Origin of the sequence: Mitsuaria sp. RG (genome assembly GCF_028369275.1) — a bacterium.
GTDB lineage: Bacteria > Pseudomonadota > Gammaproteobacteria > Pseudomonadales > Pseudomonadaceae > Aquipseudomonas > Aquipseudomonas peradeniyensis.
Window position 1 is genome coordinate 128,817 of the sequence record NZ_JAQMYQ010000009.1, and the last position, 19,537, is coordinate 148,353.

A 19,537-nucleotide genomic window follows, 5' to 3' on the forward strand; every position below is an offset into this window, starting at 1 on the left:
TTTTTTGAATTGGCCCGCCATTGCCCACACCCGGCACAATCCCTCCCCACGAAACCCTGCGGTTTCCATCTCTCCATGGACGGAGCCCCTTGCGCCACTGCATTGCGCAACACAGGGCCCAGGCCGGTCGCGCTGGGCTTTCTTTTTCCGCACAAGAACACGATCCGAATACCTCGATGTCTGCCTCGCGTCCCCAATCCCGCTTTCAGCGCCTGCTTCCGGCGCCCCTGAACATTCCCAAGAAAGAGTGGCTGCGCGCCGGCGTCGGCGCGCTGCTGGGCCTGTTTCTCGCCGGCTATCTGTGCAGCCTGGCCTACGGCCCATCCATCGCCCTGCACCTGCTCGGCCCGCTGGCGGCCTCGGCGGTACTGGTATTCGCCGTGCACTCCGGGCCCCTGGCCCAGCCCTGGCCGGTGCTGGGCAGCTACGCCCTGGCCGGCGTGGTGGGCCTGGCGATGCGTCACGGATTTGGCGACGGTCTGTGGGTCGCGGCGGCGGCGCTGGCTGTGGCGATCCTGGTGATGTGCCTGCTGCGCTGCCTGCACCCGCCCGGTGGCGGCGTGGCGGTGAGCGCGGTACTGGCCGATCCGGGCCTGGTGGCCATGGGCGACCACCTGCTCGAACCGGTGCTGCTCAATGCGCTGGTGCTGGTGGGCGTGGCGGTGCTGTACAACCGCCTGACCGGGGTGCGTTACCCCAAGGGCGCGGTGCCGCGCAAGGACCCGCACCATACTCACGATCCCCTGCCGGGCGAGCGGGTCGGTATCCGGGGCGAAGACCTGGACCAGGCCCTGGCAGAGATCGGCGAGTTCGTCGACGTCACCCGCGACGAGCTGGAGCGCATCATCCTGGCCACCGAGCAGCATGCCTTGCAGCGCAGCCTGGGCGGTATCACCGCGCGCTCGGTGATGTCCCGCGACGTGCAGACCGCGACGCCAGCCACCACCTTGGAACAGGCCTGGAAAATGCTCGCCAGCCACCATCTGAAGACCCTGCCGGTGCTGGAGCACGGCCGCCTGGTTGGAATCGTCAGCCTCAGCGATCTGATCGGCGCGGCAATGGCCCGTGGGCGGTTCAGCTGGCGCGGCCTGTTCCGTCGCCAGCCCGTGCGCCTGGAGCAGGTAATGAGCCGCCGGGTGGTCAGTGTCGACGGCGAGCAGCCCCTAGAACGCTTGCTGCCGTTGCTCGGTGAACAAGGCTTGCACTGTCTGCCGGTGCTCGACGGCGAGCGCCTGGTGGGAGTGATCACCCAGACCGACCTGATCGCCGGCCTCAAGCGACACCTGCTCAGCGCCGCCGCGCCGGGCTCAGATCACCGGGTCCCAGCGCTGTGACCAGTCGCTTTCGCCAGCGGCCACCAGCCGACGCAACACGCTGAAGGCCTGCTGCAAAGCCTCGCTGTCGCGTTCGCGGGCGTGTACCAGGAAGGTCGGGTAGGTAAATTCCGGCGCCTGGGGCACGCGCTCGAACACGCCGCTCTGCAGGTAGGCCTGCACCACCCGCGTGCGGAAATAGCCGCTGCCGCCGCGGTCGAGGATGAACTGCAGGGCCAGCGGCCCGAGGTTGAAGCTCAGGGCCGGGCGTGACAGGTCGGGCAGGGCGGCATCGTGCTGGCGGCGGAAAGCCTCGCCCCAGTCGATGTAGACATACGGTTCGGGCGCATCGACCCGACGCACGCGGATCAGCTTCTCTTCCATCAACTGCTCGACCTGCAGGCCCGGTCCATAGGTTGGCTGGTAGACCAGCGCGGCGTCTAGCAGGCCCATCTCCACCTTGCGCAGCAGCGATTCACCGTCGCTGACCTCGCAGCGGATGGCGTGGCTGGGCAGCTCCCGGTGCAGGGCGCTGACCCAGTCGAGCAGCATCGGGTTGCCCAGGCTCACTTCGGCGCCCACGTGCAGCACCTGCTGGCAGCCCTGGGGCAGCGGCAGGTCGCGGCGCGCCGCTTCCCAGGTTTGCACCAGCTGGTTGGCATAGCTGACGAACGCCTCGCCGTCGCTGGTGAGGCTGGCGCCATTGCGGCTGCGCACGAACAGCTGGCAGCCCAGTTGCTGCTCCAGGCGTTGGACCCGGGCGCTGATCGCGGTCTGCGACACGAACAGGCGCTCGGCGGCGGCAACCAGGCTGCCGCAGCGGACGATTTCCAGGAAGGTGCGGGCCTGATCGATGTCCATGGGGCGCTTCTGTGGCTGAAGGGGTGCCCTATTCTAGAGGCTTTGCACCGTTGTGGGGCGCTTAACCGGGTAATTGCGCCACCAGGCTGGCGAAGGACGGGCGTGCCATCACATCAGCCTGTTGGCAGCGCAGCGCCAGTGCCTGCAACGCGTGCTCCTGCTCGGCGCACTGCTGCAGCAGTTCCTCCAGCAGGATGCCGAAGGCGCGCACCTCCAGGCGTTCGAGCGCCTGGGCCTGGGCCCCGCCATCCTGCGGATGGAACGAGGCGGCGCCGAAATCACCCAGCAGGCACTGGCCATCGTCGTCGAACAGGATGTTGTGGGCATAGAGATCGCCATGGCTCAAGCCACGCTCATGCAGGTGGGCGCAGACCGAGGCGATGCCGCCGGTCAGGCGGCGCAGGGCGGGCAAGGTCAGGCGGCGGTTGTCCGGGTAGCGGTCGCGGGTGCAGCTTTCGAGGCTGGGCGGACCGGCCAGGTTCGACCAGTGCGCGTCGATCAGTTGCATCACCAGGGCCGGCAGTTGTTGCGGGTGGTCGTCGATGCGTCCGGCCAGGCGCACCAGCTGCGGGTGGTCACCGGCGGCAATGCAGGCGCTCATTTCTGCCAGTGGCGAGCCATCGCTGGTGATCGCGCCCTTGTACAGCTTGACCGCCACCGGGGCATCCTGGTCGCGCAGGCGGGCACGGTGAATCACTCCGGAGGCGCCACGACCGAGTTCTTCTTCAAGGTCGATGTCCTGCCAATGCAGCACCGGGCAGTGCCCGTCCGTGGCGGGGGCGACCAGGCCCGGCGGCAGCGGGTTGTCGGCATACGCCAGCCAGGCCAGGCGTGGCATGCGCAGCAACCAGTCGGGCAGGGCTTGCAGGCGGTTGCTGGCGACGCGCAGCAGCTCCAGTCGCTCGCAGCGCGCCAGGCTTTGCGGCAGGGCGCGCAGGCAATTGCCGGCGAGCATCAGTTTCTGCAGCTGAGCACAGTCGCCCAGGGCTTCGGGCAGTTGTTCCAGCGCGTTGTCGGTGAGCACCAGCGAACGCAGCGCGGGTGGCAGCGCCTGGGCGTCGACCCGGGTGATGCGGTTGCTCCTGAAACCTGCGGTCTCGAGTGCCTGGCAACGGCCGATGGCGTGGGGCAGGTGGGTAAACCGGTTATTGGAGCAGAACAGCACCTTGAGCCGGGTCAGGCGGTGCAGGTCCGCGGGCAGGTCACTCAGCCTGTTGCCGGTGAGGTCGAGTACCTCGAGGCTGTCGGCCAGGTCGAAGATCTCCCGGGGGAAATCGGTCAGCTCCTGGCAGAGGTTCAGGCGGGTGATGCCGCGCAGGCGGCCGGCGCGCAGGTCGTCGAGGGTATGCATGGGACTGTTCTGTGTTCGGGGGCGAGCATTGTAAGCGCTCGGGTGCGGCAAATCTGCATATGGGTTGCGACTTAAGTCCGATGGCGGCGCCGTCACCCCGGTCCATACTCAAGGTTCGCCCTTCAATAACAACAAGTACCGGGTTGCGAACCAATGACCTATCAGCACAGCTACGCCCATTCCATTTCCGATCCCGCCGACTTCTGGCAAGCCCAGGCCGAGCAGCTGGCCTGGCAGCGCAAGCCGACCCAGATCCTGCAGCAGAACACCGACGGCACCCACCGCTGGTTCGCCGACGGCCGCCTCAACAGCTGCCACCTGGCCCTCGACCACCAGATCGAGCAGGGCCGCGGCGAACAACTGGCGCTGATCTACGATTCGCCCGTGACCGGCGTACAGCAGGCCTTCACTTATAACCAGCTACGTGACGAAGTCGCGCGCCTGGCCGGCTTGTTGCGCTCATTGGGCGTGGGCAAGGGCGACGGGGTGATCATCTATATGCCGATGGTGCCCCAGGCGGCCATGGCCATGCTCGCCTGCGCCCGCATCGGCGCGGTGCATTCGGTGGTGTTCGGCGGCTTTGCCGCCAACGAACTGGCCCTGCGCATCGACGATGCCCGGCCGGCGCTGCTGCTCACGGCCTCGTGCGGGATGGAGTTCGACCGGGTGATCGAATACAAGCCCCTGGTCGACCGCGCCCTGCAGCTGGCCCGTCATCAGCCGCGGCATGTGCTGGTGCTGCAACGCCCGCAGGTGCGCGCCGAGTTGCAGGCCGGGCGCGACCTGGACTGGCAGCATGCGCTGGTCGGCGCCGAGCCGATGGCACCGGTGGCGCTGGACGCGGGTGACCCGCTGTACATCATGTACACCTCCGGCACCACCGGCAAACCCAAGGGCATCGTGCGCGAGAACGGCGGCAACGCGGTCGCCCTGTGCTACGCCATGCGCCATGTCTACGGCATGCAGGCGGGCGATGTGTGGTGGGGCATTTCCGATGTGGGCTGGGTGGTCGGCCATTCGCTGATTGTCTACGGGCCGCTGATGAGCGGCTGCACCACGGTGTTCTACGAGGGCAAGCCGATCCGCACCCCGGATGCCTCGGCCTACTGGCGGGTGGTGGAGCAGTACAAGGTCAACGGCTTGTTCTGCGCGCCCACCGCCATGCGCGCGATCCGCAAGGAAGACCCGGACGGTGAGCTGATCCGCCGCCACGACCTGGGCTCGCTGCGCCAGCTGTTCCTGGCCGGGGAGAAGCTCGACTCCAGTACTCATGAATGGCTCGAGCGGGTCAGCGGCAAGGCGGTACATGACCACTGGTGGCAGACCGAGACCGGCTGGCCGGTGACCGCGCCCTGTGTTGGCCTTGAAGGCAGCGCGGCGCGGCCGGGGTCGAGCAACCGCGCGGTGCCGGGCTACCACGTGCAAGTGCTGGACGACGACGGCAAGCCGTTGGGCCCCAACCAGCAGGGCGCCATCGTCATCACCCTGCCGTTGCCGCCGGGCTGCAGCCAGACGCTGTGGGGCGATCACGAGCGCTACCTGCAGGCCTACCTGCACAGCTATCCGGGCTATTACCACACCGGCGACGGCGGCTATCTCGACGAGGACGGCTTCGTCTACATCATGGGGCGCACCGATGACGTGATCAACGTCTCCGGGCATCGGTTGTCGACCGGTGAAATGGAGGACCTGGTGGCGCGTCATCCGGCGGTGGCCGAATGCGCGGTGATCGGCGTGCACGACGAGATCAAGGGCCAGGTGCCGTTGGCGCTGGTGGTGCTCAAGGACGGCCAGGGCATTGGCGAGGCGCAGTTGCAGGGCGAGCTGGTGGCCAGCGTGCGGGAACAGATTGGTGCGCTGGCATGCTTCAACCGGGTGCGCCTGGTCAAGCGCCTGCCCAAGACCCGCTCGGGCAAGATCCTGCGGGCGGTGCTGCGCAAGATCGCCGATGGGCAGGACTATGTGCCGCCCTCGACACTGGATGATCCGGCGGTGCTGGCTGAAATTGAAGGCGTGCTGGCGGACCTGCCCAGGGCAGGTTGAAGTCATCGCGGGGCAAGTCCGCTCCTACAGGGGGAGTGCAATCCTCTGTAGGAGCGGCCTTGTGCCGCGAAAGGCTGCAAAGCAGCCCTGGCAACTCCAAGCCGGGCGCCCTTGAAAAGGCTGGTGCTTAGGCCCCCACCTGATGCAACTGCCCCAACCGGCTGCGGGTACGCATCAGGTCGGCAAGCGACCCGCCCAGGCTCTGTTCCAGCGGCCGCTTGCCGATCACCGTCACCTGGCGATCCTGGTCATACAGCACATCCACCAGGTTGACGAAGCGCTGCTGCGCCGCCAGCGAGCATTCGGCCAGGTCGTCCAGGCCCACGATGATCCAGTGGTCATAGCGTTCGGCCAGGGCCAGGTAGTCGATCACCGCGGTGGGCTGCTCGCACAGGTCGTGAAAACTGAATACGACCTGGCGTCCCTCGCTGGCCAAGGCGCGCAACGGGCGCTGGTTGACCTCCAGTTGCAGTGGCTGCGACGCGGGTAGCCGCAAGCGCACGCGCTGCTGCGCGTCGCCCGGCCAGACATAATGCCCCTGGGTAAACCGCTGATGCTCATGGTTGGCCGGCAGGCTGCGAAAATCCGTGTCACCGTTCACTTCCACCACCTGCATGCGGCTGGTGATCAGGCGGATCACCGGCAGGAAGCGCTGGTGGTACAGCGGGTTGGGCAGCAACCCCTCGGGGGCGTAGTTGGAGGTGACCAGCAGGAACACGCCACGGGCGAACAGGGCATCGAACAACCGGGTGAGCAGCATGGCGTCGCCGATGTCGTGGACGTGGAACTCGTCGAAACACAATACCCGGCAATCCCCCAGCAGTTCGTCGAGGGTCGCCTCCAGGGCATCGTCCAGCGCCCGATGGCGATGCATCCCCTGGTGCAGACGGGCGAAGAAGTCATGGAAGTGCAAGCGACGCTTGGCCGCCGTCGGCACGGCCTGGAAGAAGCCATCGAGCAGCCAGCTCTTGCCACGTCCGACCGCACCGTGCAGGTACAGGCTGCGTGCCTGGCCCGTCGCGAGCGCGGCCAACTGCGTGGCCATCGCTGCGATCACCTGTCGTTGCCCGTCACTCAGGGTGTAGCCGCGTTCGGTCGCGCGGTCCTGGAAGTAGTTCGCAAGGGCGCTGTGCGCAGGTGGCTCGTGACGCAAACGTTGGCCGAGCAGGCGCAAGGGCGCGGGAATCCAGGTGGACAAGTGACAGGCTCCTCGGGGCGGATCTGGGGCAGAGCGCAGCTTGCGCGACGCCGGGCATTTTGACCAATCGAGAATCTGTCGGGCAATGATCGTGAAATGCGATAGGTCAGGCCTTGTGCTCCAGCTGTCGCTCGATCATGTACTTGATCGCCAGGCGGCGCTCCTTGAGATGGCGCAGGTCGTCGTCCTGGAAGTTGCCGGCCGAGATCGACTCGGCAGCCAGCACCTGGTTGTCGATGTCCATGTACTCGTCGAGCAGACGGTCGAGCTGCGGGTCGTGCTGGCGTCGCTGCTGGACGATCTCGCGGGGGTAGTGCAGGTCCTGGTAGAGGTCGTGGGAAACAGGCATGGCGTCCTCCTTGTGATGCGCCGATGGGGTCTATCTGGTTGGAAGGGAGGAATGCGATTGTGTTGAGGCAAGGAGGGGGAATTGCGACGAATGGTTGTCGTGGAGACTATCGCGGGGCAAGCCCGCTCCCACGCCAGAACACTTTGCCTTTGGGAAATCATTGCGCAGAGCATCGTCTGCGTGGGAGCGGGCTTGCCCCGCGAGAGGGCCGGCAGAAACCCCACAAATTCGGGCTGGTACAACTAACCTGCTGTTTTTCTGCGTTTTTTTCAAAAAAAAGCTTTCCACCTCGAAAAAAGGTTGTTAAAGTGCCGGCCATTCCCAAGCAGCAACACACGGCGCTGCAAGGGGGTTGTCAGTGAGGCAGTGAGTCAGTCACTCGCCAGATCCGATACAGGGGCGTCGCCAAGCGGTAAGGCAGCAGGTTTTGATCCTGCCATGCGTTGGTTCGAATCCAGCCGCCCCTGCCATTTTTCAAGCTATACCTTCTCCTTAAATCGCCTTTCGGCGATTTTTTCGTTTCTGCCTACCGGTTTTCCAGCAGCTCGGCCAATGCTTGGGCGAGGGCGTGTTCTTGCACCGGTTTCTGCAGCACCTGGCACCCCGGCAACTCCAGCCCTTGCAACTGCGCGTAGCCAGTGAGGAACACCACGGGCAGCCGTGGGTAGCGCTCGCGGGCCGCCAGGGCCAACTGGGCACCATTGAACTCGGGCATGGCGAAGTCGGTGAGCAGCAGGTCGATGCGCTCGTCGAGCAGCGCCATGGCCTGCTTGCCGTCATGCGCCTGCTGCACCTCATAGCCTTGGCGGCGCAGCAGGTCGCCGATCATCTCGCGCACCAGGTGGTCGTCGTCCACCAGCAGGATGCGCCGGTCCGTGCCCTGGCCGGACGGCGGACGCAGTTCATCCTGACCTGTCGTCAAGGCATCGGCGCGGGCCTTCACCGCTGGCAGGTAGACACTGACCAGGGTCCCGCGGCCCGGCGTCGTGTCGATGCGCACGCCGCCGCCGGACTGCTTGGCGAAGCCGAACACCTGGGCCAGCCCCAGGCCCGAGCCCTTGCCGATGTCCTTGGTGGTGAAGAAGGGCTCGAACGCCTTGGCCAGCACGTCCTCGCTCATGCCGCAGCCGCTGTCGCGGATGCTCAGCACCACATAGTCACCGGGCTCCGGTTCTTCCGGGCGCTGCGCACGAGTGCTGACCCGGGTGTTACGTGTGGCCAACGTCAGTTGGCCTCCCTCGGGCATCGCGTCGCGAGCGTTGATCGCCAGGTTGAGGATGATCATCTCGGTCTGGGTCGGGTCGGTCAGGGCCTGCCACAGGCCGCTGTCCAGCTCCAGGCGTACCGAGATGCTGCCGCCCAGGGTGCGGCGCAGCAGTTCCTCCAGCCCCGAGAGCGTGCGGTTGAGGTTCAGCGGCACCGGCTCCAGCCGCTGCTTGCGGGAGAACGCCAATAGCTGAGCGGTCAGCTTGGCCCCGCGCTCGCCCGCCTCGCGGATGTGCTGCAGGCGTTTGTGGGCCTTGTCCAGCAAGCCCTTGTCCAGGTCGCTCTGCAGGAAGCTGGCGCCGGTGAGAATCACCGTCAGCAGGTTGTTGAAGTCGTGCGCCACCCCGGCGGTGAGCTGGCCGACCGCTTCCAGGCGCTGCATCTGCTGCAGCGCGGCCTCGATGCGTTCACGCTCGGCAATCTGCTCGCGCAGGCGCTCGTTGGCCTCGGCCAGGTCCAGCACCGCCTCGCGCTCGCTGGAGATGTCGCGGGCGACTACGTGCAGCAGGTTGTCGTCCGGCACCACCACCCATGACAGCCAGCGTTGCTGGCCTTCGGCATGCAGGATACGGCCGACGAAGCGGGCGCTGGTGCGCCCCTGGGACAGCGCGGCCAGTTCGGTGAGCAAGCTTTCCTGGTCGGCCTCCGGCAGCAGATGCAGCAGCGAGATCTGCGCCAGGCGCTCGCGAGGGAAGCCCAGCGCCGTCTCCCAGGCCGGGTTCAACGCCACGGGAGTCAGGTCCTTGTTGAGCACTGCCAGCAGATCCTGGGACAGCTCCCAGGCGCGGTCACGCTCGCGGGTGCGGCGCTCGACCCGCTCGCCGAGCATTTCGTTGAGCTGTTCCAGCGCCTGGGTGGCCTGGCGCTGCTGGTGGATGTCCTGCAACACGCCGGAAAAACGCACGCACAGGCCGTCGACGAACTGGGTCTGGCCGGTGGACAGCAGCCAGCGTGGCTCCAGCGCGCCGGTCTGGGCGATGCGGAATTCGGCGCGGTAGTGGCCGTCGCTGTCCGCGCGCATGGCCTGCTCCACCGCGTCGCGCACGCGCGGCAGGTCGTCGGGATGGATGCCGGCGTAGAACACCTCGAGGCTCATCCGGGTGTCGCCGGGCAGCCCGAACAGCATCTTGCAGCGATCGTCCCAGACCATCTGCCCGTCCTGCGGATGGTAGTCCCAGGTGCCCATGCCGGCGGCGTCGATGGCGATGCGCGCGCGGGCCTCGGCCTGGGCCAGGGCCTCTTCGGCGCGGCGCCGGCGCTGGCGTTCCTGCACTTCGGTGAGTGCCCGACGCACCGCCTTGGGCAGCAGCGGCAGGTTCTTCTTCAGTACGTAGTCGGTGGCGCCGAGGCGGATCATCTCCACCGCGTGCTCCTCGCCGTAGATGCCCGAGAGGAAGATGAACGGAACGTGCGGGGCCAGGCGCTGCGCGGTGGCCAGCACGTCGGCGCCGGAGGAGCCCGGTAGCACGCAGTCGCACAGGATCAAATCGTAGGAGGCTTCGCGCAGGGCATGCTCGGCACCGACATGGTCGAACACCAGCCGCGATTGCACCTGCAACCCGCTGCGCTCCAGGCGCACCAGGATCAGCTCGGCATCCATGGCGCTGTCTTCGACCATCAACAGCTTCAGCGGGGTGTGCTGCATCGTGCTCGCCTCAATTGCTGCCGCGTCGGTTCAGGCGCAACGAACCGGGTGGTGGTTCGTTGAGCACCGCCCAGAACATGCCGAGGTCGGAGATCGCGGTGACGAACTCCTTGAACTCCACCGGCTTGACCACGTAGGCGTTGACCCCCAGCTCATAGGCCCGGCGCAGGTCAGGGCCTTCCCGCGAGGAGGTCAGCATGACGATGGGGATGCTGCGCAACTCGGCGGTGTCGCGCACCACCTTGAGTACTTCCAGGCCATCGACCTTGGGCAGCTTGAGGTCGAGCAGCATCACCGCCGGGTTGCCATCATCGCGTTCGGCATAGGCGTTGCGTCGCAACAGGTAGTCCAGCGCGTCGGCGCCATCGCGCACGACGATGACCTCGTTGGCCAGTTGGCTGCGCTCCAGGGCGAGAAGGGTCAGTTCGAGGTCTCTGGGATTGTCTTCGACCAGCAGGATGGGTTTGAGCATGATGTCCGGCCTCAGGCAGACGTGGGGTGGAGGGGTAGGGTGAAGTGGAAACTGGCGCCCTGGTCGATGTGTCCCTCGGCCCAGACCCGGCCATCGTGGCGCTCGATGATCCGCCGTACGCTGGCCAGGCCGATGCCGGTGCCCTCGAATTCTTCCATGCGGTGCAGGCGCTGGAACACCCCGAACAGCTTGTCGGCGTAGGCCATGTCAAAGCCTACGCCATTGTCGCGCACATGGAACTCGATCTCGTGCCGGTGGCGCACGGCACCGATCTCGATGCGCGCCGGGTCGCGGCCACGGGTGTACTTGATGGCGTTGGCGATCAGGTTGTGCAAGACCATGTTGATGAAGGCCGGGTCGGCGATCACCTTGGGCAGCTCGGCGATTTCCCAGACGATGGCGCGGCCGGCGTAGTCCGGGGCCATCTCGGCGCGAATGGCATCGATCAGGGTGTTGAGGTCGACATCGGACAGGCGCAGCGCCGAGCGACCCATCTGCGAGAAGTTCAGCAGGTTGTCCACCAGGGTGCCGGCGAACTGCGCGGCATCCTCGATATGGCCGAGGAAGCGCTTGCCGCGTTCGGACAGCTGCGCGCCCTCGGTCTCGCCGAGCAGCTCGCTGTAGCCGGCGATGTGCCGCAACGGCGCGCGCAGGTCATGGGACACACTGTAGGAGAACGCTTCGAGTTCCTTGTTCGAGCGTCTCAGCTCGCCGGCCAGCTGCGCCATTTCCTCGGCCTTGCGCAGGACGATGCCGAGCACCGCGCCGCGCAGCTCCTGCACGCCTTCGATGATCAGCGGATCCCAGGGCGCGCTGAAGCCGCGCACTTCCTCCTGCCAGCGTTCGAAGCTGTGCCGCGGGTTGAGGTTGCCTTGGGGGGCCACGGTCTTCTCCGGGCGGCCGGCCCAGTTCACCGTATGGGCCTGCTCGGGGCGGAACCACAGCAGATAATGCGAATGGATCTGCGAGATCGCCACCGCCAGCACGCCGGCGGCATGCCGGGCCAGTTCCGGCAGCTCATCGATATCGCGCCGCACGTTGTCGGTATGGAACACCGCGTCGCCGCCGCGCCACGCCAGCCAGTGCGCCAGGGCGTTGACCTGCGCCGCCGGCGGCGTTGCGCCGATCAGGTCGCAGCGTTCGGCGCTGATGATCGCCGCACCGGTGGCCCCGGCGAACTGCAGCATCACCTCGGGCAGGGCCAGCAGGCCGTCACTGACGCTGTCGTGATCGGCCATCGCGGCGAGCATGCGCACGATGCGCTGGCGCAGGTCGAGGAGCTGGCGGGTGCTGTCGTGCGACTCGATGGCCTCGATCTGCAGCGACAGCACGTTGGCCAGCAGCTCGCAGGCGGTGCGGGTCTTGAAGTCCACCGGGCGCGGTTGCTCGTGGTGGCAGGAGACCAGCCCCCAGAGCCGGTCGTTGACCACGATGGACAGCGACATCGAGGCCAGGGTGCCCATGTTGCGCATGTACTGCAGGTGCACTGGCGAGACGCTGCGCAGCGCGGCGAAGCTCATGTCCAGGGCCTTGCCGGTGCGCGGGTTGGCGGCCGGCACCAGCGGCGAGGGCTGGTAGTTGGCGTCCTCGATCACCCGGATACGGTTGATCCGGTACAGCTCGCGGGCCTGGCGCGGTATGTCCGAGGCCGGGAAGCACAGCCCCAGGTAGCTGGGGTAGCCAGGGTCGGCGTCCTCGGCCAGGACCGTGCCGGTGCCCTCGCTGTCGAAGCGGTAGGCCTTGACCCGGCCGAAGCCGGTGATGCGCTTGATCTGCCGCACCGACTGCTGCAACAGCTCGTCGATCCGGGTGGCCTGGTGCAGGGTGCTGACGAAGGCGCGGACCAGGGGGTAGTAGTCGTCCTTGCCGGTGTTGCCCGGCGGGTTGCGCAGAGGCTCGAACTCGAGGATCAGCACCTGGTCGTGACGGTGGGCCAGCACCCGTAGCGCGGTGGGCCAGGGCGCGCCGTGGTGCAGGTGCGCATCGCCGATGTGGAACGGGAAGATTTCATCATCGGGCAGGTTCGCCAGCTGTAGGCGCAGATCGAAGCCTTCGCCGACCAGTTCGGCGAAGGCCTGGCCGGCCAGGGCGCGGGCCGGTACACCCAGCCAGCGCTCGGCATTCTCGCTGGCCTGGAGCACGCGCAGGTCGGTCTCGTCCAGCACCAGCAGGAAACCCTGGGGCTGAATGCTGCCCGGAACCTGGATCGGTTCCTGGGCACAGCGCTCGATTGCCTGGTCGAGTGAGGTCGGGTCGGTCGTCACGGGACTCTCCTGTTAGGGTCCGTCCACGCATGGGCCATGCGTATGCACAGGATATTGTTGGTGAACGGTATCAGAATGGCGGCCGCTTTGCCGGGGTCTGGTTATTTGAAAGGTGATGGGCGCCAGGGTTTCGTGGCTGGGGTGGGAAATTTTCCTGCGGATGTGGTTGCCGGGTGCCTGGCGACAGGTTTGCAGCGCTCTCGAGATCGAGCGCCGCGCGGGCGGCGCTCGGTCTCACAGGCGCCAAAACACTCCCGGCGAACACCATGGCAACCCACGGCCTTTCGACAACCCCTCCACCCAGCCCTTTTCATTAATGCCAAAGAGGGGTAGGCCCACCCCGGCCCGGATCCAATCGCGCTGCTACGCTCAAGCTCAACCCATACGCACAAGGATCGACCGGTGACGGAGCGCTTAGTGGCCATGCTGTTGGGCCTGTGGTTGAGTGGCAACGCCATGGCAGCGGATTTTCTCGTTGAAGTGCAGGTGCGCGTGCAGCGCGGCTGCATGCTGGTCAACCAGCAGCGCGACGCCGGCCCGCAGGCACTGGGGCGCATCGACCTGGGCAGCGTGGCGCGCCTGGACGGCCCGGGCGCGCCGGCCAGTGGCGTGCTGCTCGCCCAGCGCCCGCCGCGCCTGGAATGCAACCCGGACACCCCGTACCAGGTGCGTGTCGATGGCGGCCAGCACGGCGGCGTCGGCGAAGTGCGCTACCTCGCCAGCCCCGATGCCCAGGCCCGGCCGATTCCCTACCGCCTTTACCGTGACGCCGCCTGGCGCCAGCCGCTGGCGGTGGACGTGGCGCAATCGGCGCGGGTGCCGGACAGCGGCTCGGTGGAGCTGCCCCTCTACGCACGGATCGACACGCTGGCCTGGGCGCCCCGCGCCGGGCTGTACGCCGACTTGCTCAAAGTCACGGTCACCTGGTAAGGAGGCTGCATGCTCATGGACGCGTTGCACCGTGGTTCGATCCTGCTGCTGACCCTCGGCCCGCTGCTGCTGCCCAGTGGCGCGGCCCACGGCACCACAACCGGCTTCATCCAGGCACGGCTGGTGATCAGCGCCGCCTGCCAGATCAGCAGCGACCCGCAACCGGCCACCCTGGGCAACCCGGGCCTGATGGACTTCGGTGCCCGCGGGCCGACCTGGGACCAGCCGCTGACCAGCCGGGTCGACGAAGCCGGCGGCGAGGGCAGCCTGCAGATCAGCTGCTCGCCGCAGGTGCGCGCCTTCAGCGTGCGCATCAACGGCGGGCAGAACGGCAACGACGGCGTGCGCCGCCTGAGCAACGGCCGCGAGCTCATTCCCTATCAACTGGCCATCGACCCCGGCGGCAACAGCCGCTACGGCATCGGCCAGGCCCGTACCTTCACCATAAGCGGCACCCAGCAGGTGCCCGTGCCCATCTATGGCGTGGTGGTCGCGCAACCGCGCGCGCTGCCCGCCGGGCTGTATCGCGACACCCTCAGGGTGACCCTGGACTGGTAACACGCAAGGAGATTCCGATGCCCAAGCACCTCACCCGCTGCATCCTCGCCGCCCTTGGCCTGGCCCTGGTCGCCCAGGCCCAGGCCGCCACCGTGACCGGCACCATCAGCTCGACCCTGACGCTGACCGCCGCCTGCCAGGTCAACGGCAGCGGCGGCACCTCGGGGCTGAACTTCGGCAGCCTCAACTTCGGCACCCAGGACTCGCTGTTCACCACCGCCAATGGCCAGGTGCTCGGCGGCGGTGGCGGGGCCATGAGCATTCTCTGCTCGGCAGGCACGGTGCCGACGATCAAGGTGCGTGCCGGTACCCATGACTCGCAGTCCGCCGGCGGGACCCGGGCCCTGGCCGATGGCGCGGGCAATTTCGTGCCCTACGACTTCTACACCGACGCCGGGCACACTCAGCTGCTGGCGATCGACGGCACCATCACCCTGCCGACCAGCACCGGCGTGGCGCAGACTGTCAACCTGTACGGCCAGGCCCGCGGCAAGGCCGGCCTGCCGGCCGGGGTGTACACCGACACGGTGGCGGTCGAGCTGAGTTTCTGAGCCATGCCGGGCACGGCGCGGCTGCTGGCCGTCGGGCTGTGCCTGGCGCTGACCCAGGGTGCCCATGCGGTCACCACCAGCACCTTCCAGGTGACGGCGCAGATCGTCGCCGGCTGCCTGGTGGTCGGCGGTGTGACGGCCTATGGCGTGCTCGACTACGGCACCAGCTCGGCGCTGTCCACCGCCACCCTGAGCACCTCGCTCGGCGGCAGCACGGTGACCTTCCAGTGCACCCCCGGCGTGGCCCTGAGCATGAGCCTGGACGGCGGCCAGAACAGCGCCAGCGGCACGCGCAACCTCAAGCGTTCGGGGGGCACGCAGTTGCTGGCCTACCAGCTGTACCGCGACGCCGCGTTCAGCCAGAGCCTGGGCATCGGCAGCAGCGTGGCGGTGAGCTACAGCGACCCGACGGCGATCAAGCTGCCGGTCTATGGCCGTACCACCCTGACCGGCACCCTGCCGGCCGGGACCTATACCGATGTCGTGCAAGTGACGGTGACCTGGTGACAGGCCGCCGCGAATAACCGAGAAGGAGAGGGGCATGGGGGCAGGCGCGAAACGGGCGCGTGGGATCATCGGGCTGCTGCTGTTGGCCAGCTGCGCATCGGCCTTCGCGGCCACTTCGGTGCTGATCTGGCCGATCGACCCGGTGCTGGAGGCCGACCAGAAGGCCGGCGCGCTGTGGCTGGAAAACCGCGGCTCGGCGCCGACCAGCCTGCAGGTGCGGGTGTTCGCCTGGCGCCAGGGCGAGTACCAGGAGCAGTTCCAGGCCCAGCGCGAGATCATCGGCAGCCCGCCGGTGGCCACTATCGCGCCGGGGCAGAAGCAACTGATCCGCCTGACCCGCACCGGCAGCTCGCCCGCAGGCCAGGAGCAGGCCTACCGCATCATCATCGACGAGATCCCTTCGCCGCTGCCGGCCGATGCCGCCAGCGAAGGGCCGAAGGCGGCGATCCGCCTGCAGATGCGCTACTCAGTGCCGCTGTTCGTCTACGGCGAGGGGCTGTGGGGCAAGCCCGACCCGGAAGGCAGGCGCAGCGCCGAGGGCGTGGGCAAGCCGCAGTTGAGCTGGCGCGCGGTGAGCGTGCAGGGCAAGCCCTATGTCGAGCTGCGCAACACGGGGCCGGTGCATGCGCGGCTGACCGATGTGGTGCTGCAGCAGGCCGGCCAGGACCGGCCGCTGGTCGAGGGGTTGCTTGGCTACGTGCTGCCCGGCGCCAGCATGCGTTGGCCGGCACCGGCCACGCCGGGTGCGGCCAGCGTGCTCAAGGGACGGGTCAACGGCCAGGAGGTGGCCCAGGCCATCAAACAGGGGCAATGAGCCGCGCTTGAACGGATCACAGGGGCCAGGGAGGACCCGGTAATGGTTGGAAATCGTGTGTGAGCTGGGTGCGGGTGGCAACGCACCGGTTGTGGCTGGGCCTGGCGGTGCTGGGGCCCGGCCTGGGCGTGGCCGACGACCTGCCGCCGCCGCCCTCGGAACATGCCGCCATCGCCGACGCCACGCTGTACCTCGACCTGCTGGTGAACCAGGTGGCCAAGGCTGAGCTGGTGCCGGTGCAGCAGCGCGCCGGGCGCCTGTATCTGGCCAGCGAGGTGTTGCGCGAGGCGGGCGTCAGGCTGCCGGGCGAGCCCCAGGGCGAAGTGGCCCTGGACGAGATCCCCGGCCTGCACAGCGACTACGACAGCCAGAACCAGCGCCTGCTGCTGCAGGTGCCGCCGGCCTGGCTGCCCGACCAGCAGGTCGGCGAGCGCAACCTGTACCCGGCCAGCGACGCCCGCAGCAGCTTCGGCGCCTTGCTCAACTACGATGCCTACCTCAACGACACCGACGAGGGCGGCAGCTACCTGGCCGCCTGGAACGAGCTGCGCCTGTTCGACGACTGGGGCACCTTCTCCACCACCGGGCAGTGGCGCCAGTCGTTCAACGGCGCCCAGGCCCAGGGTCGCCAGGGCTTCCTGCGCTACGACACCACCTTCCGCTACACCGACGAGCAGCGCCTGCTCACCTATGAGGCGGGCGACCTGGTGACCGGCGCGCTGCCCTGGACCACCTCGGTGCGCGTGGGCGGCCTGCAACTGTCCCGCGACTTCGGCGCCCGTCCCGACCTGGTCACCTATCCGCTGCCGGCCTTTGCCGGCGAAGCCGCCGTGCCGACCTCGCTGGACCTGTTCATCAACGGCTACAAGAGCAGCAGCACCGAACTGCAGCCGGGCCCCTACACACTGACCAACGTGCCGTTCATCAACGGCGCCGGCGAGGCCGTGGTGGTGACCACCGACGCCCTCGGCCGGCAGGTGTCGACCACCTTGCCGTTCTACGTCACCAGCAGCCTGCTGGCCAAGGGGCTGTCGGACTTCTCGGTGGCCGCCGGCAGCCTGCGCCGCGACTATGCCGTGCGTGATTTCGCCTATGGCCCGGGCGTGGCCTCGGTGACCTTGCGCCACGGGGTGTCCGACTACTTCACCCTGGAAACCCATGCCGAAAGCGCCGAGTCGATGATGCTCGGCGGCCTGGGCGGCAACCTGCGCCTGGGTACCTTCGGCGTGCTCAACGCGGCGCTGACCCAGAGCCGTTTCGAAGGCGATACAGGGCAGCAGGTGGCGCTGGGCTACCAGTACAACAGCCGGCGCATCGGCTTCAACTACCAGCGCGTGCAGCGCCACGGCGACTACGCCGACCTGTCGCTGGTCGACAGCCCCTTCACCCGCCTGAGCCAGCGCAGCGAGCAGGCCACCCTGAGCCTCAACCTGGACCGCTACGGCAGCCTCGGCGCCGGCTACTTCGACGTGCGCGCCGGCGACGGCACGCGCACGCGGCTGATCAACCTGAGCTGGAGCAAGCCGCTGTGGCGCAACAGCAGCCTGTACCTGTCGGCTAACCGCGAGGTCGGTGACAGCCAGTGGGCGGTGCAGGCGCAGCTGGTGATCCCCTTCGACCTGCGTGGCACCCTGGCCTTCAGCGCCGAGCGCAGCAAGGACGGCCAGGACCTGCAGCGGGTCAACTACAGCCAGGCGGTGCCGGTGGGCGGCGGGGTGGGCTACAACCTGGGCTACGCCACCGGCGGCAATCGCGATGACTACCGCCAGGCCGACCTGACCTGGCGCCTGCAGTCGGTGCAGTTGCAGGTGGGCGCCTACGGCAGTAGCGGCGAGATGACCCGTTGGGCCGATGCCAGTGGCTCGCTGGTGCTGATGGACGCAGGTTTGTTCGCCGCCAACCGCATCGACGACGCCTTCGTTGTGGTCAGCACCAGCGGCTACGCCGACGTGCCGGTGCGCTACGAGAACCAGCAGATCGGCCGCACCGACCGCAACGGCCACCTGTTGGTGCCGTACAGCAGCGGCTACTACCGCGGCAAATACGAGATCGACCCGATGGACCTGCCCGCCGATGTGCTGGCGCCGCAGGTGGAGCAGCGCGTGGCGGTGCGTCGTGGCAGTGGCTACTTGCTGGAGTTCCCGCTCCAGCGTGTGCTGGCGGCGAGCCTGGTGCTGGTCGATGCTGACCAGCAGGAGCTCAAGCTGGGCAGCCGGGTGCACCACCAGGAGAGCGGCGGCGAGGCGGTGGTGGGGTGGGATGGGCTGGTCTATCTGGAGAACCTGTCAGCGCACAATCGCCTGCAGGTGGACAAGGCTGATGGCGGGCAGTGCCAGGTGGCGTTTGACCTGCCTGAAGGGCAGGGCCCGATTCCGCTGATCGGCCCGCTGGTGTGCCGATGAACTGGCTGGCCAGGGGGTGCCTGGCGGGGCTGCTGCTGTTGCCAGGGCCGGCCTGGGCGTTGTGCTCGGCGGTGGCCACCGCGCCGGCGGCGTTCGGATCGGTCAACTCGACGCTGGTGCGCACCACGGTGCAGAGCGCTTCGAGCACCAACGCTGGCCTGCAATGCACCGGTTCGCTGTTGTCGTTGCTGGTCAGCAGCGACCATTTCTACGCCACCATCACCTCTTCCAGCAGCGGCCTGGTGGGGCCGACCGGCGATGTGATCCCCTATACGATCTACGCCAACAACACCACCAGTTACCCGATCAGCCGGGGCGTGCAGTTCGACTTTGCCCGCAACGGCATCATCGACGCCCTCGGCCTGCTCAACGGCACCACGCCCAAGACCGTGCCGCTGTACCTGAAGACCGTGGTCGGCGCCAACGTCGCCGCCGGCCTGTACCAGGAAACCCTGAACATCGCCTGGAGCTGGAACTACTGCTCGGGTATCGGTATCGGCAACATTTGCCTGGGGCGTGACATCGGCAGCGGTAACCAGACCCTGCTGGTCAGCCTTACGGTGACCAACGACTGCCAGATCACCACGCCCAACATCAGCTTCGCCAGCGCGCCGGTGGTGGCCGGGTTCGGCACGGTGAACCAGAGCGTGAGCGTGTCGTGCACCAAGGGCAGCAACTACACGGTGGGGCTGGATGACGGGCAGAATGTCTTGAGCGGACGGCGGCGGATGAAGTCCAGCGCCAACAACTACCTGGCCTACGATATCTTCAAGAGCGCCGGCGTGGTGCGCTGGGGCTCGGTGGGTGCGGCGCGGCGCTCGAGCAGCGATGCCGAGGTGAACCCCGGAGCGGGGACCGGGACCGGGAGCCAGGTGTTCAACTACAACGCCAAGGTGTACACCGACCAGGCCACGCCACCGGCGGCGACCTATACCGACAGTGTGATTCTGGATGTGCAGTTCTGAGTGATGCAACTTGCCGTGCGCCCCCCCCCTGTGTAGGAGCGGCCTTGT

16 protein-coding genes and 1 tRNA gene are annotated in these 19,537 nt (G+C 67.5%); 10 read left to right on the top strand and 7 right to left on the bottom strand.

Going from position 1 to position 19,537, the window contains the following annotated elements; translation table 11 throughout:
- Window positions 1-176: 176 nt before the first annotated feature.
- Entirely contained in the window at window positions 177-1,334 is a 1,158-nt protein-coding gene (locus tag POF53_RS07985) for an HPP family protein (protein ID WP_232855888.1), read from the top strand.
- Here POF53_RS07985 and POF53_RS07990 read toward each other — a convergent pair.
- Both POF53_RS07990 and POF53_RS07995 read right to left on the bottom strand, forming a co-directional pair.
- Window positions 1,308-2,174 carry a LysR family transcriptional regulator gene (locus tag POF53_RS07990; protein WP_232855889.1) on the bottom strand — a complete coding sequence of 289 codons (867 nt, stop codon included), beginning with the start codon at window positions 2,172-2,174 and terminating at the stop codon, window positions 1,308-1,310. The two genes, POF53_RS07985 and POF53_RS07990, sit on opposite strands and share 27 nt — an antisense overlap.
- A gap of 61 nt (window positions 2,175-2,235) precedes the next feature.
- A complete protein-coding gene (locus POF53_RS07995) occupies window positions 2,236-3,525 on the bottom strand; it encodes a leucine-rich repeat-containing protein kinase family protein (protein WP_232855890.1) in 1,290 nt (429 codons plus the stop codon).
- Window positions 3,526-3,678: 153 nt separating this feature from the next.
- On the opposite strand from POF53_RS07995, the gene POF53_RS08000 reads away from it, so the two are divergent.
- Window positions 3,679-5,568 carry a propionyl-CoA synthetase gene (locus tag POF53_RS08000; protein ID WP_498967133.1) on the top strand — a complete coding sequence of 630 codons (1,890 nt, stop codon included), beginning with the start codon at window positions 3,679-3,681 and terminating at the stop codon, window positions 5,566-5,568.
- Window positions 5,569-5,695: 127 nt separating this feature from the next.
- Here the strand turns inward: POF53_RS08000 and zapE are convergent, their stop codons facing one another.
- Complete coding sequence (zapE, locus tag POF53_RS08005) at window positions 5,696-6,766, bottom strand: cell division protein ZapE (protein ID WP_232855892.1); 1,071 nt, start codon at window positions 6,764-6,766, stop codon at window positions 5,696-5,698.
- A gap of 106 nt (window positions 6,767-6,872) precedes the next feature.
- Entirely contained in the window at window positions 6,873-7,115 is a 243-nt protein-coding gene (locus tag POF53_RS08010) for a hypothetical protein (RefSeq protein WP_050705088.1), read from the bottom strand.
- Window positions 7,116-7,510: 395 nt separating this feature from the next.
- Between POF53_RS08010 and POF53_RS08015 the strand changes: the two genes are divergently transcribed.
- Window positions 7,511-7,585 (top strand) — tRNA-Gln (locus POF53_RS08015).
- Window positions 7,586-7,641: 56 nt separating this feature from the next.
- On the opposite strand, the gene POF53_RS08020 is transcribed toward POF53_RS08015, so the two are convergent.
- Genes POF53_RS08020 through POF53_RS08030 form a run of 3 tightly spaced genes read right to left on the bottom strand, consistent with a single transcriptional unit; the run spans window position 7,642 to window position 12,762 of the window.
- On the bottom strand, window positions 7,642-10,026 hold the full coding sequence (locus POF53_RS08020; protein WP_232855893.1) for a hybrid sensor histidine kinase/response regulator: 2,385 nt from the start codon (window positions 10,024-10,026) through the stop codon (window positions 7,642-7,644).
- A 10-nt stretch (window positions 10,027-10,036) separates the two neighbouring features.
- Window positions 10,037-10,498 (bottom strand): response regulator, encoded by a 462-nt coding sequence (locus POF53_RS08025; RefSeq protein WP_050705090.1) that lies wholly within the window; start codon window positions 10,496-10,498, stop codon window positions 10,037-10,039.
- 11 nt (window positions 10,499-10,509) lie between these two features.
- Entirely contained in the window at window positions 10,510-12,762 is a 2,253-nt protein-coding gene (locus tag POF53_RS08030; protein ID WP_232855894.1) for an ATP-binding protein, read from the bottom strand.
- Window positions 12,763-13,164: 402 nt separating this feature from the next.
- On the opposite strand from POF53_RS08030, the gene POF53_RS08035 reads away from it, so the two are divergent.
- The 7 genes from POF53_RS08035 to POF53_RS08065 are packed head-to-tail and all read left to right on the top strand — an operon-like array spanning window position 13,165 to window position 19,489.
- Complete coding sequence (locus POF53_RS08035) at window positions 13,165-13,692, top strand: Csu type fimbrial protein (RefSeq protein ID WP_203647346.1); 528 nt, start codon at window positions 13,165-13,167, stop codon at window positions 13,690-13,692.
- Between the two features lie 9 nt (window positions 13,693-13,701).
- A complete protein-coding gene (locus tag POF53_RS08040; RefSeq protein ID WP_498967137.1) occupies window positions 13,702-14,250 on the top strand; it encodes a Csu type fimbrial protein in 549 nt (182 codons plus the stop codon).
- 17 nt (window positions 14,251-14,267) lie between these two features.
- Window positions 14,268-14,801 (top strand): Csu type fimbrial protein, encoded by a 534-nt coding sequence (locus tag POF53_RS08045; protein WP_232855895.1) that lies wholly within the window; start codon window positions 14,268-14,270, stop codon window positions 14,799-14,801.
- A gap of 3 nt (window positions 14,802-14,804) precedes the next feature.
- On the top strand, window positions 14,805-15,308 hold the full coding sequence (locus POF53_RS08050) for a Csu type fimbrial protein (RefSeq protein ID WP_186713543.1): 504 nt from the start codon (window positions 14,805-14,807) through the stop codon (window positions 15,306-15,308).
- 34 nt (window positions 15,309-15,342) lie between these two features.
- Window positions 15,343-16,122, top strand: coding sequence for a fimbrial biogenesis chaperone (locus tag POF53_RS08055; protein ID WP_203647344.1), 780 nt, complete (start codon window positions 15,343-15,345; stop codon window positions 16,120-16,122).
- Between the two features lie 59 nt (window positions 16,123-16,181).
- Complete coding sequence (locus tag POF53_RS08060) at window positions 16,182-18,524, top strand: fimbria/pilus outer membrane usher protein (protein ID WP_498967141.1); 2,343 nt, start codon at window positions 16,182-16,184, stop codon at window positions 18,522-18,524.
- Complete coding sequence (locus POF53_RS08065; protein WP_232855896.1) at window positions 18,521-19,489, top strand: Csu type fimbrial protein; 969 nt, start codon at window positions 18,521-18,523, stop codon at window positions 19,487-19,489. Before POF53_RS08060 ends, POF53_RS08065 begins: the two co-directional genes overlap by 4 nt.
- Window positions 19,490-19,537 lie beyond the last annotated feature (48 nt).